General features: G+C 41.0%; 11 protein-coding genes and 1 pseudogene. 2 read left to right on the plus strand and 10 right to left on the minus strand.

The window, feature by feature from the left end:
* Nucleotides 1–463: 463 nt before the first annotated feature.
* The 4 genes and pseudogenes from ACTQWB_RS14805 to ACTQWB_RS14820 all read right to left on the minus strand — a co-directional run bounded on the left by ACTQWB_RS14805 (nucleotide 464) and on the right by ACTQWB_RS14820 (nucleotide 8,566).
* Nucleotides 464–3,363 (minus strand): annotated as a pseudogene (locus ACTQWB_RS14805) (glycoside hydrolase family 3 N-terminal domain-containing protein).
* A gap of 300 nt (nucleotides 3,364–3,663) precedes the next feature.
* Complete coding sequence (gene nifJ / locus ACTQWB_RS14810) at nucleotides 3,664–7,203, minus strand: pyruvate:ferredoxin (flavodoxin) oxidoreductase (RefSeq protein ID WP_441502300.1); 3,540 nt, start codon at nucleotides 7,201–7,203, stop codon at nucleotides 3,664–3,666.
* Between the two features lie 272 nt (nucleotides 7,204–7,475).
* Nucleotides 7,476–7,889 carry an RrF2 family transcriptional regulator gene (locus tag ACTQWB_RS14815; RefSeq protein ID WP_441502299.1) on the minus strand — a complete coding sequence of 138 codons (414 nt, stop codon included), beginning with the start codon at nucleotides 7,887–7,889 and terminating at the stop codon, nucleotides 7,476–7,478.
* 110 nt (nucleotides 7,890–7,999) lie between these two features.
* Nucleotides 8,000–8,566 carry a shikimate kinase gene (locus ACTQWB_RS14820; RefSeq protein ID WP_441502298.1) on the minus strand — a complete coding sequence of 189 codons (567 nt, stop codon included), beginning with the start codon at nucleotides 8,564–8,566 and terminating at the stop codon, nucleotides 8,000–8,002.
* Between the two features lie 282 nt (nucleotides 8,567–8,848).
* Here ACTQWB_RS14820 and ACTQWB_RS14825 point away from each other — a divergent pair, with 282 nt between their 5' ends.
* Complete coding sequence (locus tag ACTQWB_RS14825) at nucleotides 8,849–10,489, plus strand: ABC-F family ATP-binding cassette domain-containing protein (RefSeq protein ID WP_118581462.1); 1,641 nt, start codon at nucleotides 8,849–8,851, stop codon at nucleotides 10,487–10,489.
* A gap of 114 nt (nucleotides 10,490–10,603) precedes the next feature.
* Here the strand turns inward: ACTQWB_RS14825 and ACTQWB_RS14830 are convergent, their stop codons facing one another.
* From ACTQWB_RS14830 to ACTQWB_RS14850, 5 genes are all read right to left on the minus strand, one after another.
* A complete protein-coding gene (locus ACTQWB_RS14830) occupies nucleotides 10,604–11,434 on the minus strand; it encodes a hypothetical protein (RefSeq protein ID WP_441502297.1) in 831 nt (276 codons plus the stop codon).
* Nucleotides 11,435–11,622: 188 nt separating this feature from the next.
* Nucleotides 11,623–12,108 carry a Cys-tRNA(Pro) deacylase gene (gene ybaK, locus ACTQWB_RS14835; protein WP_441502296.1) on the minus strand — a complete coding sequence of 162 codons (486 nt, stop codon included), beginning with the start codon at nucleotides 12,106–12,108 and terminating at the stop codon, nucleotides 11,623–11,625.
* A gap of 604 nt (nucleotides 12,109–12,712) precedes the next feature.
* Complete coding sequence (locus ACTQWB_RS14840; protein WP_441502295.1) at nucleotides 12,713–13,177, minus strand: hypothetical protein; 465 nt, start codon at nucleotides 13,175–13,177, stop codon at nucleotides 12,713–12,715.
* A 239-nt stretch (nucleotides 13,178–13,416) separates the two neighbouring features.
* Nucleotides 13,417–14,427, minus strand: a complete 1,011-nt coding sequence (locus ACTQWB_RS14845) for a GGGtGRT protein (protein ID WP_441502294.1) — start codon at nucleotides 14,425–14,427, stop codon at nucleotides 13,417–13,419.
* A gap of 27 nt (nucleotides 14,428–14,454) precedes the next feature.
* Entirely contained in the window at nucleotides 14,455–15,147 is a 693-nt protein-coding gene (locus ACTQWB_RS14850) for an iron-sulfur cluster assembly scaffold protein (protein WP_118581434.1), read from the minus strand.
* Nucleotides 15,148–15,495: 348 nt separating this feature from the next.
* Between ACTQWB_RS14850 and ACTQWB_RS14855 the strand changes: the two genes are divergently transcribed.
* A complete protein-coding gene (locus ACTQWB_RS14855; protein ID WP_441502293.1) occupies nucleotides 15,496–16,239 on the plus strand; it encodes a TraX family protein in 744 nt (247 codons plus the stop codon).
* 140 nt (nucleotides 16,240–16,379) lie between these two features.
* On the opposite strand, the gene ACTQWB_RS14860 is transcribed toward ACTQWB_RS14855, so the two are convergent.
* Entirely contained in the window at nucleotides 16,380–17,048 is a 669-nt protein-coding gene (locus tag ACTQWB_RS14860; protein WP_441502304.1) for an acyltransferase, read from the minus strand.
* Between the last annotated feature and the right edge of the window lie 31 nt (nucleotides 17,049–17,079).

Below are 17,079 nucleotides of genomic sequence, written 5' to 3' on the forward strand. Positions count from 1 at the left end.
TGAATTGTATAAAGAAATTTTCGAGAATCGTATGTGTTTCACTGTTTAGTTATCAAGGTTGTTCGCTGTCATCTCTTTGCGACAGCTTGTTTACTTTATCATATCTTTCAAGGCTTGTCAAGAACTTTTTTCAAAAGTTTTTGAGTTTCTCAAGATCATATCTAAAGTTGTTTGTTTCTGTCGTTCTGTTCAAGCGACTTGGTTACTTTATCATAAGTTCAGTCGATTGTCAATAGTTAATTTAAATTTTCTGAAAACTGTTTTATTTTTCAGTGTTTCAGAAGCAATTCCTTGTGACAGCTTGTTTACTATACCACTGTCGCAAGGAATCGTCAAGCATTTTTTACAAAAAAGTTTATATTTTTTGTGCATTTTGTTTTTATAATATCGCAAAGGCGCATAAAAAATGAAAATTCATTTTTCACGCGCCTTTTTATGGAGATATGTTATATAGCCTTATTTGTTATTCGTTACTTTCCCCTTGTGTAGCTTCAGACACCTTTATTACCATGCTTTTACGTTTTTTGTACCCATTACGCACTATAAATACTTCAAAGAGAATCAGTAATACTGCGAGTACGACATCAACTACAACAAGAATGATCTGCCAGATCATTGGTCCTGAAGTCAGATTCTCTTCCTCAAATCCCCGACTGTTTACAGCTGTATAAAGAATGTCGTGGCATGCATCACGCATATGGGAAACGGTTACCGGATTTTTAGTATCGGTAATATAGTTCGTAGTTACATCACGGTTGATCAGACAGCTTGAACCGCCATTGTAAATAGAACGGGTAGCATCCATATATCCGAAATCTGCGAAATAATCTGTAATGACAGCTCCTTTGAATCCCCACTCGTTTCTGAGCACATTAATCAGAAGAGGCGCACTAGACCCCGCCCATTGTGTACCAATATAGTTGTAAGAAGACATAAGTGCAGTTGCCCCGCCTTCTTTTACTGCAATCTCAAATGGTTTCAGATAAAGTTCACGGATTGCCTGCTCATTTGCCCATACACAAATCATTTCCCAACGGTTTGTTTCCTGGTCATTCAGTGCAAAATGCTTGATATATGCATAGACTCCTCTGCTTTTTGCACCTTCTACTGCATTTGCTGCAAATTTTCCAGAAAGGAGCGGATCTTCTGAATAATACTCGAAATCACGTCCGCCAAATGCAGAGCGGTGAATATTCATTGCCGGCGCATACCATCCAGATACATTCATATCATCTGCCATCATGCCAATAGTTTCTCCAAATTCATATGCCAGTTCTACATTCCAGCTGTTTGCCAGCATAACTTCAGCCGGGAAGCCAATAGAACCAACACCTGTAAAGTTGTTATTCAAAGAAGCCGGACCATCCAAATCTGTAGTAGCGATTTTATCGATACTCTTCGCAGGTGCAGTCTGATACCCACCAAGAGCAATCATGTCAACCATCTCGTCAATCGTAAGATTGTCAAGAAGATCATTCCATTTTTCATCATCATAATCAGCGCCGCGAAGCTCCAGAATAGTAATATCATTCTTAGCCCCAGTTGTCGGCATGGTTACACTGGTGTCTTCCTCTGGCTCAAAGTTCGAGTTATTTACAAACATAACCTTGTCATCATCAGGCATACTATAAGTAGTCGGTGCAGCCAAAGCTTCTCTATAGTTTGCAAAGCCATCTTCTCTTGACAGATAGGTCAGGTTTCCTCTTGCAAAATCAAACTGATTTTTTGCAGCAGCCTTATCGGTAGATCTGGAACTATTTTCATCATAAACAATATCATCCGTTACTCTGTATATCTGGGAATCAATCTGATTATGAGAATCAGAATTAATAGAAATTTCGTAATTTCCAGCCTCCAGGACATAATGTCCATTTCCGCTTTCATCATAAGACGCCATATCTTCAGCGGTAAAGGAAATGGTTACCTTCTGAGAAGCGCCTGGCTCCAGCAAATCTGTTTTTTCATAAGCAATCAGATTAGCAGAAGCTTTTTCGATTCCTCCATTGATATATGGAGGATTGTAGTATACTTCCACAACATCTTTGCCTGCCACATCACCTGTGTTTGTCACATTAACATCGAAACTGATATTTCCATTTTCATCTGTTTCAATTGATCCATTTTCTGTTCAAAGGTTGTATAACTAAGGCCATAGCCAAACGGATACTGAACTGCATCATTATAATCAAACAGACCTTCCCGGGATGCCGTTTCATAAAACTTATATCCCACATAAATGCCCTCTGTATAATTTACAAAATGTGGTACGGTTCCAGGTACATATGGATCACTGTCAGAGATTTTAAACTCATCCATGTTATCATACTGAAAATCGCCAAAATTGTTCCAGCTTGGAGCCACTGTCAGATCTTTCACAAAGGTATCTGCTGTTTTCGCAGATGGGTTGATATCTCCGGAAAGTATTTCTCCTAAGGCATTAAATCCATTCTGGCCTGTTCCAGGACACCAGATCACGCTTTTGATCTGGTCGTATTGATCTGCAACATTCAATTCCATTGTATTTGCACCGTTGTAAACCAGAATAACATTGTCAAAATTCCGGCATACAAGATCAATCATATCTTTTTCACTCTGACTTGGCTCCAGATAATGAGTTCCTTCTGGAAAATCTTCATAATCTTCCGAGTTATTCGTATAAGTTACAGAAGACACATCTCTTGGAAGATCCGTCTGCTCTCCACCGGCACGGGTGAGCACGACCACAGCATTTGGTGAAAACTCTTTTGCATCTTCTATAAGACTGTCTGAATAGTCAGATACCGGCGGTTCCGGAAGTGTCCAGTCCTGATCAAACATTCCGATTACCGGGCGATCTTCTCTGTAACTCTTATAAAAATCAGAAAGCTCTGTATTGGTTTTGAATCCTGCATTTGACAGACCCTCCAAAAGATTTACAATGTGGTAATTGTCATTCAAAGCTCCTGAACCGGTTCCACCATAGCAGGGATTTGTAGAAGCCCATCCAAATACATTCAGATTCTTATTGTCAGATAAAGGAAGTGCACGATTTTCGTTTTTTAAAAGAACAATTCCTTCTTCTGCTATTTCCTGTGCCAGTTTTTCGGCTGTTGTTATACTTTCTTCAGTCAATACCCCTGTACCAGATGCAAGAGAAAGCAATGTATACAAAGGTCCTGTACAAATCAGGTTTACAACAATAGTGACGCCTACTACCATAGCCACAAAAGCCTGGGTACGGATTATGTACTTCTTTGTTTTTACAAGTTTTAAACATGCAATCATAGCAATGATTGCAACGCCTATAATAATCCCGATTGCAATCAGATACCATTTGATCTGGGTGAGAGTGCTTATGACATCACTCCAGTTAAGTTCCAGCATTTTCTTTTTCTCTCCTGTTCTCTTTTATTAGGGATAAATGGCCATCTATCTTTCCGTAATTTTATTATATAAAATAAATATCTTATTCAGAAGTCCCGTTTAGTTATTCAGTATTAACCTTTTGGTTATTGTTTCCATTCAAAATATAACCGAATATTATCTTTCATTTACCAAGAGAACAAGAAAAGCCTGCAATACCGGCTATTCAGACGGTATCGCAGGCTTACTTTACGCTACGACACGATAAGCGCTACACGCTTATACTCTATATTTATAATGCGGACCTGCCGCGGATAAATCTTATTCCTCTGTTCCGTACAGAGTGATCAGCTTCTGCAGATACTCATATCTTGCCTTAGCCTCAGACTGGTTCTTAGCGAACAATCTTGCAGCTTTTTCAGGATTCTGACGCTGTAAGGAGTTATAACGAACCTCACCATTTAAGAACTCCTGATAATCTGTCATATCCGGTGCTTTGGAATCAAGGCTGAACTTGTTTCCTTCAGCAGCTGGATTGAAGCGGAAGTTATGCCAGTATCCACACTTAACAGCAAGCTCTTCCTCTGTCTGAGCTTTGGACATACCCTTCTTGATACCATGGTTGATACATGGAGCGTATGCGATGATAAGTGATGGTCCCGGATAAGCCTCTGCCTCTGCAATAGCTTTGATTGCCTGGTTGAAGTCAGCACCCATGGAAATCTGAGCAACATATACATAACCATAGCTCATTGCGATAGAAGCCATATCTTTCTTCTTGGTCTCTTTACCACCAGCTGCAAACTGTGCGATTGCACCTGTAGGTGTAGACTTGGAAGACTGTCCACCTGTATTAGAATAAACCTCTGTATCGAATACCATAACGTTGATATCACGTCCACTTGCAAGAACATGGTCAACACCACCGAATCCGATATCATAAGCCCATCCGTCACCACCGAAGATCCACTGGGATTTCTTAGCGAGGAAGTCTTTCTGTGCAAGGATGTCTTTTGCTTTGTCGCATCCGCAAGCCTCAAGAGCTGCAACTAATTTCTCGGTTGCTGCACCATTGGTAGCACCACATGCGAAAGTATCCAGCCATTCCTGACCAGCAGCTTTAACATCGTCGTTATTTCCATTAGCTACAACATCTTCAACTTTTGCTTTCAGGCCATCACGGATAGCTTTCTGAGCAAGAAGCATACCATAACCAAACTCAGCATTATCCTCGAATAAGGAGTTGCCCCATGCAGGACCCTGACCCTTAGCATTTACGGTATATGGTGTAGAAGGTGAAGAGTTACCCCAGATAGAGGAACATCCTGTAGCATTTGCAATGTACATTCTGTCACCAAACAGCTGGGTGATCAGTTTTGCGTAAGGTGTCTCACCACATCCAGCACAAGCTCCTGAGAACTCAAGAAGTGGCTGTTTGAACTGGCTTCCCTTAACAGTTGTCTCTTTGAATTTAGCGATAACGTCTTCTTTAACCGGAAGAGTTACACCATAATCAAAGTATTTCTGCTCTCCCATGTTTGCCTCAAGGTTTTCCATAGCAAGGGCTTTCGCACCTTTCTTACCTGGGCAGACATTTGCACAGGAACCACATCCTGTACAGTCAAGAGCGGATACAGTCATAGTAAACTGATACTCTTTCATACCAGTCATTGGTAATGTTTTGATTCCTTCTGGAGCTTTAGCAGCCTCTTCCTCTGTAAGAGCTACCGGACGGATAACTGCGTGTGGGCAGACATATGCACATCTGTTACACTGGATACAGTTTTCCGGATTCCATACAGGAATATTTACAGCGATACCACGTTTCTCGTATGCAGCTGCACCAGATGGTGTGGTACCATCAACATAATCTTTAAATGCAGATACAGGCAGTGTGTTACCTTCCTGTGCATTAACTTTAGCCTGAATGTTGTTAACGAAATCAACAACTTCCTGACGTCCCTCTGTAGCATGAGTCATGTGCAGACCTTCGTCAGCAGCGTTCTTCCAGCTTTCTGGAACCTGGATCTCAACAACCTGTTTAGCACCAGCATCGATAGCAGCCCAGTTCTTCTGAACAACATCATCACCTTTACGTCCGTATGTTGCTTTAGCAGCAGCCTTCATCAAATCAATAGCCTGATCTTCCGGAATGATTCCGGTAAGTTTGAAGAATGCGGACTGAAGGATTGTGTTGATACGTGTTGGTCCCATGCCAGTCTCGATACCGATCTTAACACCGTCGATGGTGTAGAATTTGATACCATGGTTAGCGATGAATGCCTTCACCTGTCCTGGAAGATGTTTCTCAAGTCCTTCCATATCCCAAGCACAGTTCAGAAGGAATGTACCACCGTCAACCAGCTCCTGTACCATGTTATATTTATTAACATAGGACGGATTGTGGCAGGCTACAAAGTTTGCTTTGTGGATCAGGTATGTAGATTTGATCGGTTTCTTACCAAAACGAAGGTGGGACATTGTAACACCACCGGACTTCTTGGAGTCATAATCAAAGTATGCCTGAGCGTACATATCTGTATTGTCACCGATGATCTTGATGGAGTTCTTGTTAGCACCTACAGTACCATCAGCACCGAGTCCCCAGAACTTACAGTTTGTTGTTCCCTCTGGAGTAGTTACAAGCGGAGCGCCTGTCTCAAGGGAAAGGTTTGTAACATCATCAACGATACCAAGAGTAAATTTCTCTTTCTCAGTATTGTCATATACAGCTACGATCTGAGCCGGTGTTGTATCTTTGGAACCAAGTCCATAACGTCCGGTAAAGATCTTAACGCCGTCAAATTTGCTGTTCTTAAGTGCAGCAACCACATCAAGATACAGAGGCTCGCCCTGAGCTCCTGGCTCTTTTGTTCTGTCAAGAACTGTGATCTGTTTAACTGTCTCAGGAATAGCATCGATAAGAGCCTGTGCACAGAATGGTCTGTAAAGACGAACTTTAACAACACCAACTTTTCTGCCAGCTGCCATTAAATAATCGATTGTCTCCTCGATTGTATCATTTACAGAACCCATAGCTACGATAACGTGCTCTGCGTCTGCAGCTCCATAGTAGTTAAACAGTTTATAATCGGTACCGATCTTAGCGTTAACTTTGTCCATGTACTCCTGTACTACTGCCGGAAGAGCATCATAGTATGGATTACATGCCTCTCTTGCCTGGAAGAAGATATCCGGGTTCTGAGCGGAACCTCTCTGACATGGATGGTTTGGATTCAGTGCGTGATCACGGAATGCCTGGATAGCATCCATATCTGCCATATCTTTCAGGTCTTCATAATCCCATGTCTCGATTTTCTGGATCTCATGGGATGTACGGAATCCATCGAAGAAGTTGATGAATGGAACTTTACCTTTGATTGCTGCAAGATGTGCTACCGGAGTAAGGTCCATAACTTCCTGTACGGAAGATTCACACAGCATTGCACAACCGGTCTGACGACAGGCCATAACGTCGGAATGATCTCCGAAAATGGAAAGTGCATGGGAAGCAAGTGCACGAGCGGATACGTTAAATACGCCCGGGAGCTGCTCTCCAGCGATTTTATAAAGGTTCGGGATCATCAGTAACAGACCCTGGGATGCTGTATAGGTAGTAGTAAGGGCACCAGCTGCAAGAGATCCGTGTACTGCACCAGCAGCACCAGCCTCAGACTGCATCTCTGTTACCTGTACTTCCTGTCCAAAGATGTTCTTTCTTCCCTGGGTTGCCCACTCGTCTGTAGCCTCAGCCATAACAGATGAAGGGGTGATCGGGTAAATTGCAGCTACATCAGAAAAAGCGTATGATGCATGAGCGGCTGCATGGTTACCATCCATGGTTTTCATCTTTCTTGCCATAGTTTGTTTTTCCTCCTTAAAGGTTTGATGAAAATAATATTTCTAGACAACATGTGTCTAAAAGTCCATATGACATTATAGCATAATCTTCCAATGATGTCCATTTTGTTTTTTGTACATTATCACATACAAAAGTTATCAAAAGCCTTCAACTTCTACCATCGTAGCGTAGCAAAAAAAGCCAGCCAAAACTCTTTTATAGAGTCTGACTGACCTGTTTTCTCACAAACTATCTGTAATTATCTTTCTATTATTTATGATCATGCTCTTTATTACATTTCCGGTACAAGAACTTCCTGAAGGGATTTTCTCTTAAGCATTTCCCAGACACCCTTTTGAATCTCGCAAAGTTCTCTATGCATATAGCACGGAAGATGATCTCCCCGTCCATCTGTGGGACATTCATAACCAGATGCCATACATTCAATAATAAACATATCCGGATCAATAGAACTGTATACGTCAAACAATGTAAGCTCTGTAAGTGCTCTATTCAAAGCATATCCCCCATGTACTCCACGGTATCCTTTCACAATACCGGCTTTTTGAAGCTTTTTAAGAATCTTATAGGCAAAGGGAGCGGTAATAGATTCCCTCTCGCAGATTTCATTAACGCTAAGGCGGGTCTTCCCTGACAGTGCCCGAAGAACTCTTGCTGCATAATCGCATTCTCTCGTAATAAACATATCCGTAACCTTTCTCCTTACTAGACACAAATCATACTAAAAATTATATGATGTCCCTTTTATCTTTCCCTCCCAAGTTGTTTAAAGTATATCAATTTCCAATTATCTTTTCAACAGTTTTTTAATTTTTTTAACATTAATTTCACATCTTTTTTTGAATTATCGTACGTTTCGAGATGTTTATTTATCTCCAGGCATATTTCTTCCGCTGTCCGATTGTCTGTTTTCACAACAAAGTCTGCAGCAGCTTCATACTTCTGTCGTCTTGCTTCCATCAAACTGGCAATGTACTCTGGATTCATATTTTTCTCCAGAAGCGGCCTGTTATGACTATTCTTTACTCTCTCGTAAATCGTCTGCGGCTCCGCTGTCAAAAGTACGATTATTCCATTCTTCTTCATTTCATCCACATTACACTGTCGCATAACGGTTCCGCCCCCGCACGATACCACCACATTATCCATGGCGGATATTCTTTTCACAAGCTCCGACTCCATATTCCGGAAACATTCTTCCCCTTTTTCTGCAAAAATATCAGAAATGCTCATTCCCTGTTCTAAAACGATCTGTTCATCCATCTCCACTTTCTGATAACCACAAAGCTCATGCAGACAATTTAAAATCGTACTTTTCCCTGTTCCCATAAATCCAGTTAAATAGATCTGCTTTTTCGGCATTCTCTGTCCTCCAGTCAAGTTCAAAAAAATTCTCCTGCAGGTCTGCATTTGCAGCTATAATATTCCTTCAGGCATCGTATTTTGAAATTATAACAGCGGTGATTTTTTTTGTAAAGTACAAGGTTTTATGATTTTGTCACCTTTCTGCATGTTTATGCTGTAAAAGAGTGGAAAAACCAGAAATAATTGTTGCAAATTTGCCAGTTTACGATAAAATGAAAATCGGCTATACTTATTATTATGTGTGTTTCATAAGGACAAGGTATTTAATAGGAGGAAAATATGATTTCAGCAAACAATATTACTTTGCGAGTTGGAAAGAAAGCTCTTTTCGAAGATGTTAATATTAAATTTACAGAAGGGAACTGCTACGGTCTTATCGGAGCTAACGGTGCCGGAAAATCTACTTTTCTTAAGATTCTTTCCGGTCAGCTTGAGCCAACAAAAGGAGACATTGTGATCACACCAGGCCAGCGTCTTTCTTTTTTACAGCAGGATCACTTCAAATATGATGCTTATACTGTTCTTGATACTGTTATCATGGGAAATCTTCGCCTTTATGAGATCATGAAGGAAAAAGAAGCCATTTATGCAAAAGAAGATTTTACCGATGAAGATGGTATCCGTGCCAGTGAACTGGAAGGTGAGTTTGCAGAAATGAATGGATGGGAGGCCGAATCCGATGCTGCTACTCTTCTGAACGGTCTTGGAATCGACACCGAATTCCACTATGCACAGATGGCAGACCTTACTGGTAGTATGAAGGTTAAGGTACTTCTTGCCCAGGCTCTCTTTGGCAATCCGGATATCCTGCTTCTCGACGAGCCTACCAACCATCTGGATCTCCCGGCAATTGAATGGCTTGAGGAATTCCTGATCAATTTTGACAACACTGTCATCGTGGTTTCCCATGACCGTTACTTCCTGAACAAGGTATGTACACAGACTGCTGATATTGATTATGGAAAAATCCAGCTGTATGCCGGCAACTATGATTTCTGGTATGAATCCAGTCAGCTTCTTATCAAGCAGATGAAAGAAGCCAATAAGAAAAAAGAAGAAAAGATCAAAGAGCTGCAGGAATTTATTTCCCGTTTCAGTGCTAACGCTTCCAAATCCAAGCAGGCCACTTCCCGTAAGCGTGCTCTTGAAAAGATCCAGCTGGATGATATGCGTCCTTCCAGCCGTAAGTATCCATATATTGATTTCCGCCCGAACCGCGAGATTGGAAATGAAGTTCTCATGGTAGAAAATCTTTCCAAAACAATTGACGGTGTTAAGGTTCTGGATAATATTTCCTTCACTCTTGGCCGTGAAGATAAGGTTGCATTCGTTGGCGCTAATGAACAGGCTATCACAACCTTCTTCAAGATCATCACTGGCGAAATGGAACCAGATGAGGGTAATTATAAATGGGGAATCACCACTACACAGGCTTATTTTCCAAAAGACAATACACAGGAGTTTGATAACGATCTTACTATCACCGACTGGCTGACACAGTATTCTGAGATTAAGGATGCGACTTACGTAAGAGGGTTCCTTGGACGTATGCTTTTCCCAGGCGAAGACGGTGTAAAACGTGTCCGCGTTCTTTCCGGAGGCGAGAAGGTTCGTTGTCTTCTTTCAAAGATGATGATTTCCGGTGCCAATATCCTGATTCTGGACGAGCCAACCAACCACCTGGATATGGAATCCATCACTGCATTGAATAATGGTCTGATCAAATTCCCAGGCGTAATTCTTTTCACCTCCCATGATCATCAGTTTGTTCAGACAACCGCTAACCGTATCATGGAAATCCTTCCAAATGGTACAATGATCGACAAGATCACCACTTATGACGAATATCTCGCAAGCGATGAGATGGCTAAAAAGCGTCATGTCTTTGAAATCACAGAGGAAGACGCACAGGATAACTAAACAGGAAAGTCTGCTAGCGCGGATATTTTCACACCAAAAAACAGGAGAATGATTCTACGCAGAATCTTCTCCTGTTTTTTTTACCAAATGGCATTTCCCGCCATTATTTCATATTCATTTTGCTTTAGATGTATAACTCCAGCCTCCAACAACATTCAGATAATCTGCCGGATAATAATAGGTGACCGTTCCTTTTGTCGTTGCCATTTCTCCTGTATAGGCTGTTCCCTTTGAATTCGCTGGAACAAGGAATGAATAGTATCTGGTTTTTCCATATGTGGAAGAATAAGAACGGTTCTTATTTAGTTTCCGCTTATTATTTACATATCTTCTAAGCAAAACACTGCTGCTTTTAAAATTATATGTTTCGTAAGAAGTCTTAGTCAATGTTCTTTTAATGGCCGTACCACTCTGCGCGGCAATAACCACGGGCAATGTCGTAATGTTGCTGCCATTTCGTTTCAGCCACAGTTTCCTGCCCTTTGTTACTTTAAAGGATTTCAGCGGGCTATGATTTTTCATAATGCTTTTCTTGACCGATGCCTTGGAATTCTTAGAAGTAATGGTTACCTTCACATCAACTGAGCCTGAAACAGCTTTAATACATGCAATGATTCCCCTATTTGCAGTCTTATTTGCTTTAAAATAGGTAGAATTCTTAATGTTACCAGAAGCCTTACGGCAATTCTTAAGTGCCAGCGCTTCCCCACTGTACGCATACACTATATCATATCTGGTTCCAGAAGTCTTCGGTGTAATGCTTAAAATGTAATTACTAATAGCATTTCCACTGATGTTTTCATTTACAATATGGATGCATTCGCCCTTCTTTACTGATGTGCTAAATGATCTGGTTGCCGCGGATACCGGCATGGCACACATTACAGTCATGGCAGCTGCAGCCAATCCAAGCAGCAGTTTCTTAAATCTCTTTCCTTCTTTCATAAAGCCTCCTTACTATCCCCTATGGGACTTATTCCTTCACATAATTAAATCTGCTTCGCATTTAGGAAATATCACATGTATGACAGCTTTAGCTTCATCCTCGCATATTCAAAAGAAGCTTTTAACACGGCATTTCCTGTTTGTATGTATATTATATCATATACGCTAACATTACCTGTAATCCTTGCTTACTGTTCCACTGCTGTTATCTCTGCCAGCTTACCATTCGTCACCTTCAGCAAATCTGCAACAGGAACTTTTAGCGTCAGTCCAATTCTCCCTCCGCTTATGTATATCTCTTGGAAATTTCCGGCTGATGCATCAAAAACAGTAGGAAATGGTTTCTTCATTCCTATCGGGCTGCATCCTCCCCGGACATATCCTGTAATCTTTGTAATATCTTTTACATGGATCATGTCTACCGTTTTTTCCCCAACTGCTTTCGCAGCCGCTTTACGATCTACTTCTTTTTCAATAGGGACTACAAAGACGTAATAGCCACCGCTTTTTCCTTCCATGACCAAAGTCTTAAAGGACTGTTCATATGGTGCTCCTGTAATGTCCGCACAGTGTATTCCATCAATAAATTCATCACACTCATAAGCCAGAGTTTCGTATTTTACTTTCTGTCTGTCAAGCATTCTCATTGCGTTTGTTTTTGCTTCTTTTGCCATTTTCGGTCAACCTCCTGTAATGTTTCGGCATAGTAAAGTTTTACCATAGAATCCTCTTTTCGTCAACGGAATATCCATTTCAAAACACCATTCGCAACGCTGGTCAGAACGTTGTATTAATTATTCATGATTTTCTATCTGGATTATTATTTTAACGTAAAGCTGGATATAGAAGCGTAGAATCAGCATCAGATTTTTGCTTTATAAAAAAGGAGGGCCAGGACTGATAAAAAGCCCTGGCTAGTATGAAAAAGAAAATTAATCTATACGATGAAAAAGGTTATCGCCTTTGTTTGATTATTAATATACCTGGAATCTGTGATAAAATTGTGATAGAGATTTGATGGGTTTGTGAATTACAATAAGCAGCAGCCTCTGCCTCTTTTTTGATTGTAAATTTGTTGAGCCGTAATTGCCTATATCAGACATTGGCGTATTTAATATTCTCTCACGTCCGCCCAAATTGTAATTCATTATCTGTTTCGATATGGGTAGCTATATATTTTTTAACGCCCAATAGCGACAATCTCCAAATTATCAGCCTATTTTCCAATCAGGTAGCAGAGCGCAAAAAAGAGGACCATCTCTGATCCTCTAATTCCCATTATGAATAAAACGTTAATGATACAACCTTTCCATTTGTTACTTTAAGAGCTACCATAAGTCCATTTAAGCTCTTGCAGCATCTCAATGCTTCGTATTTTTTTGCTGGGATTTTTCCATATTCATCCGTCCAGTAATATTTTGTCTTAGATGTTAACTTGAATGTCTTTTTACCATATTTCACAAAATTCTTTTTATTGAACTGTAAGGATGCTTTTGTGCTCTTCATAAAAGAACCATAGAATGTAATAGACTTACTGGTATATGTCACTTTCTTAGTTCCCGGCTGCCAAGAGCCATATTTTCTACCGCCTTTTGTTCTGTTAAGCACAGTACCATAATAATAAGTCTTTTTCTTAGATGCAGCTTGTGCCTGTTCAATATTAGTACAACTCAATACAATTCCAAAGACAAGCACAATTGCCAAAAACTTACTGATTCTTTCTTTCCATGTTGACTTTTTCATTCCGCATACCTCCCTTTTTAAGATGCGCTTCACGGTTTACTAAGTCTTCTCATTGAAGAAGATTCATAACCTCATAGTAAGTCCAGGCATTATAAAAGTCAATCCTAAAAGGGCCAAAAATAAGAATAGTTTATGAGGCAAGCCCTCCGTGTTAACTTTGTGGGCAAAACAAAAGCACTTCCATTTTTGGTGAAAGTGCCTTGTTTTTATATGATATAATATGCTTTTTTATCTATTAATTAGAACTTACCAGCCTTAGCAGCTTCCTCAACAGAAACAGCTACAGCAACAGTAGCACCAACCATTGGGTTATTACCCATTCCGATAAGACCCATCATCTCAACGTGAGCCGGTACGGAAGAAGATCCAGCGAACTGTGCGTCAGAATGCATACGTCCCATAGTATCTGTCATACCATAGGAAGCAGGACCTGCTGCCATGTTATCTGGGTGAAGGGTACGTCCTGTACCACCGCCGGAAGCAACGGAGAAGTATTTCTTGCCCTGCTCGATACATTCTTTCTTGTATGTACCTGCAACCGGATGCTGGAAACGTGTCGGGTTAGTGGAGTTACCAGTGATGGAAACGCCAACGTTCTCGTGATGCATGATAGCAACACCTTCCTGAACGTCATCTGCACCGTAGCATTTAACAGTAGCACGAAGTCCGTTTGAATATGGTTTCTCATAGATTACATTTAATTTAGCTTCTTTGTAATCATATTTTGTCTCAACAAATGTAAATCCGTTGATACGGGAAATGATCTGAGCAGCATCTTTTCCAAGTCCGTTCAGGATAACACGTAATGGTTTCTGACGTACTTTGTTTGCTTTCTCAGCGATACCGATAGCACCCTCAGCAGCTGCGAAGGACTCATGACCTGCTAAGAAGCAGAAGCACTCTGTCTCTTCCTCAAGAAGCATTTTACCAAGGTTACCATGTCCAAGACCTACTTTTCTGTGGTCAGCAACGGATCCTGGAATACAGAAAGCCTGAAGTCCTTCTCCGATTGCAGCAGCAGCGTCAGCAGCTCTTCTGCAGCCTTTCTTGATTGCGATTGCAGCGCCTACTGTGTAAGCCCATGCAGCGTTCTCAAAGCAGATCGGCTGAATTTTCTTAACCTGGTCATAAACATCAAGACCAGCGTCTTTTGTGATTTTCTCAGCTTCTTCGATGGAGCTGATTCCATAGCTATTTAATACAGAATTGATCTGGGCAATTCTTCTCTCATATCCTTCAAATAATGCCATTTCTGTTCGTCTCCTTTCGCTTGTGGCTTACTCTTTTCTTGGGTCAATAATCTTAACAGCATCAGCTACACGGCCATACTGACCTTTTGCTTTTTCCCATGCGGTGTTAGGATCATCACCTTTTTTGATAAAGTCAGTCATTTTTCCAAGGGAAACGAACTGATATCCGATTACTTCGTTGTCTTCGTCAAGAGCGATACCTGTTACATAGCCCTCTGCCATTTCCAGATAACGAACTCCTTTTTCCTTGGTAGCGTACATTGTACCAACCTGGGAACGAAGACCTTTACCAAGGTCCTCAAGACCTGCACCTACAGCAAGACCGTCATCAGAGAATGCACTCTGTGTACGTCCGTAAACGATCTGAAGGAACAGTTCTCTCATTGCTGTATTGATTGCATCACATACAAGGTCTGTATTTAATGCTTCAAGAATTGTCTTACCCTGAAGAACCTCTGCTGCCATAGCTGCAGAATGTGTCATACCGGAGCATCCGATTGTCTCGATAAGGGCTTCCTCGATTACACCATTCTTAACATTTAAGGACAGCTTACAGGCACCCTGCTGAGGAGCACACCAGCCTACACCATGTGTAAAACCAGAGATATCTTCAATTTTCTTTGCATGGACCCACTGGCCTTCTTCCGGAATCGGAGCTGGCTCATGTTTTGCACCCTTAGCTACTGGGCACATGTTTTCAACTTCAGTAGTGTAAATCATTTTAAGACTCCTTTCAGTGTTGATTACTTAATCGTTGTTAAAGACCTAACAACCTAGTGTTATTTTCTCACAAAATCTCCGTTTCGTCTAGTCATATTTTGCAAAAAATACGAAAAACTTGTCGGTACCATTTATGGGACTTCTATTGTGCGGATTTTGTTTTCATGGTAAACTAAAACAGATCGTCGTTATGCAACGTCAATCTGGCAAAATACAGTCCATTTATTATGCAGTTCCTGTGCGGGAGCGCCAAAGGCACGGAACAATCACCTTTCATTCATGGTGATTTCCCGAGCAGACATGTCCCTTCAGGAAATCACCACGAAAATATAACAGGAGGTTTTGAATATGACAACACCCGTTTCAACATCCTTTTTACCGGAAAAATTCCGTATTTTAAGCGGAAGCGCCCTGAAAGTACTGGCCATGATCATAATGCTTATTGACCACACTGCTTCTTTTCTTTTGCGGTATTACACCCCCTCAAACAGCCCCTTATTTCAAATAGGCAGTACCAATTATTCTTTATACCGGATCATGCGTGACGTGGGACGCGCAGCATTTCCGATTTTCTGTTTTCTGCTGGTAGAAGGTTTTTTCCACACACATAACCGGTTTAAGTACGGAAGAAATCTTCTGATTTTTGCATGTATCTCCGAAATTCCGTGGAATTTTGCACAAAACGGTACTCTTCTGTTTCCAGATAAGCAGAATGTATTTTTCACCTTATTCCTTGGATACCTTGCCTTCTGCCTCATCGAACATTTTAAAGAAAATGCAACCATGCAGCTTATTTGTATGCTTCTGCTTCTGGCCGTTTCCTATTATCTCAAGGCAGATTATGGATACAAAGGATATGTATTTCTTCTGATCATGTACTGGCTCCACCAGTATAAGCCAGCCCAGGCTGTGATCGGAAGCTGCTGGCTGATTTATGAGTGGAAGGCCTGCTTCGCTTTCCTTTCCCTTAATATGTACAACGGTAAACGGGGTTTTATCCAGGGAAAATGGGCAAAATATTTTTTCTATGCTTTTTATCCGTTACATATTGCCATATTGACTATAATTCGAAAGTTCTGGTTTGGAATCTGACCTATGCTTGAAAGCAAAAATTCTTAAAAATATGCCAGCTGCACAATTCTTTTCACTAAAAATGTCCTGACTACAATTTCGTCAGGACATTTTTATATACATCAGATCTTTTATTTTCTTACACACATGCAAGTAATTTATTACTGTTTCGCCACAATCTCATCTTTGTTCTTGTAGATGCTGTTTGCTGGTACGCATCCACGTACCGGTGAAAGTGGGTATATATTGGTATTTCTTCCGATCACTGTTCCAGGATTCAGCACGGAACCACAGCCGACCTCCACATGGTCTGCAAGCATGGCACCAAATTTCTTAAGCCCTGTCTCGATTTTCTCCCCGCCATCTTTCACAACAACAAGCTTCTTATCAGATTTTACATTTGAGCAGATAGAACCTGCCCCCATATGGGATTTATAGCCAAGCACTGCATCTCCAACATAGTTATAATGCGGAACCTGAACATTATTAAAAAGAACAACATTCTTAAGCTCTGTGGAATTACCTACTACACAGCCCTCTCCAACAAGTGCCTTGCCACGGATAAAAGCACAATGACGCACCTCTGTATTCTTTCCAATAATGGCTGGGCCATTGATACAGGCTGTAGGTGCGACCTTCGCAGATTTTGCGATCCAGATATCGCCTTCCAGATAATCATACTCTGCCGGGTCAAGAGTCTTTCCTAATTTTACAATGAAATCACCAATTTCCGGAAGAACTTCCCACGGGTAGGTTTTTCCCTCAAAAAGTTCTCCTGCGATGGTCTGTGTCATGTCCAGCATATTTGCAATAGTAAAATCTTTTAACATCATACATCCTCCTCATTTTATATGTTTCAAG

This window comes from Blautia sp. HCP3S3_H10_2 (assembly GCF_052122375.1).
Classification (GTDB): Bacteria; Bacillota; Clostridia; order Lachnospirales; family Lachnospiraceae; genus Blautia_A.

Coding starts and splice junctions, on each gene's coding strand:
- ACTQWB_RS14860 (WP_441502304.1), bottom strand. CDS start 17,048: ATGTTAAAAGATTTTACTATTGCAAATATGCTGGACATGACACAGACC.
- ACTQWB_RS14855 (WP_441502293.1), top strand. CDS start 15,496: ATGACAACACCCGTTTCAACATCCTTTTTACCGGAAAAATTCCGTATT.
- ACTQWB_RS14840 (WP_441502295.1), bottom strand. CDS start 13,177: ATGAAAAAGTCAACATGGAAAGAAAGAATCAGTAAGTTTTTGGCAATT.
- ybaK (WP_441502296.1), bottom strand. CDS start 12,108: ATGGCAAAAGAAGCAAAAACAAACGCAATGAGAATGCTTGACAGACAG.
- ACTQWB_RS14830 (WP_441502297.1), bottom strand. CDS start 11,434: ATGAAAGAAGGAAAGAGATTTAAGAAACTGCTGCTTGGATTGGCTGCA.
- ACTQWB_RS14845 (WP_441502294.1), bottom strand. CDS start 14,427: ATGGCATTATTTGAAGGATATGAGAGAAGAATTGCCCAGATCAATTCT.
- ACTQWB_RS14850 (WP_118581434.1), bottom strand. CDS start 15,147: ATGATTTACACTACTGAAGTTGAAAACATGTGCCCAGTAGCTAAGGGT.
- ACTQWB_RS14815 (WP_441502299.1), bottom strand. CDS start 7,889: ATGTTTATTACGAGAGAATGCGATTATGCAGCAAGAGTTCTTCGGGCA.
- ACTQWB_RS14825 (WP_118581462.1), top strand. CDS start 8,849: ATGATTTCAGCAAACAATATTACTTTGCGAGTTGGAAAGAAAGCTCTT.
- nifJ (WP_441502300.1), bottom strand. CDS start 7,203: ATGGCAAGAAAGATGAAAACCATGGATGGTAACCATGCAGCCGCTCAT.
- ACTQWB_RS14820 (WP_441502298.1), bottom strand. CDS start 8,566: ATGCCGAAAAAGCAGATCTATTTAACTGGATTTATGGGAACAGGGAAA.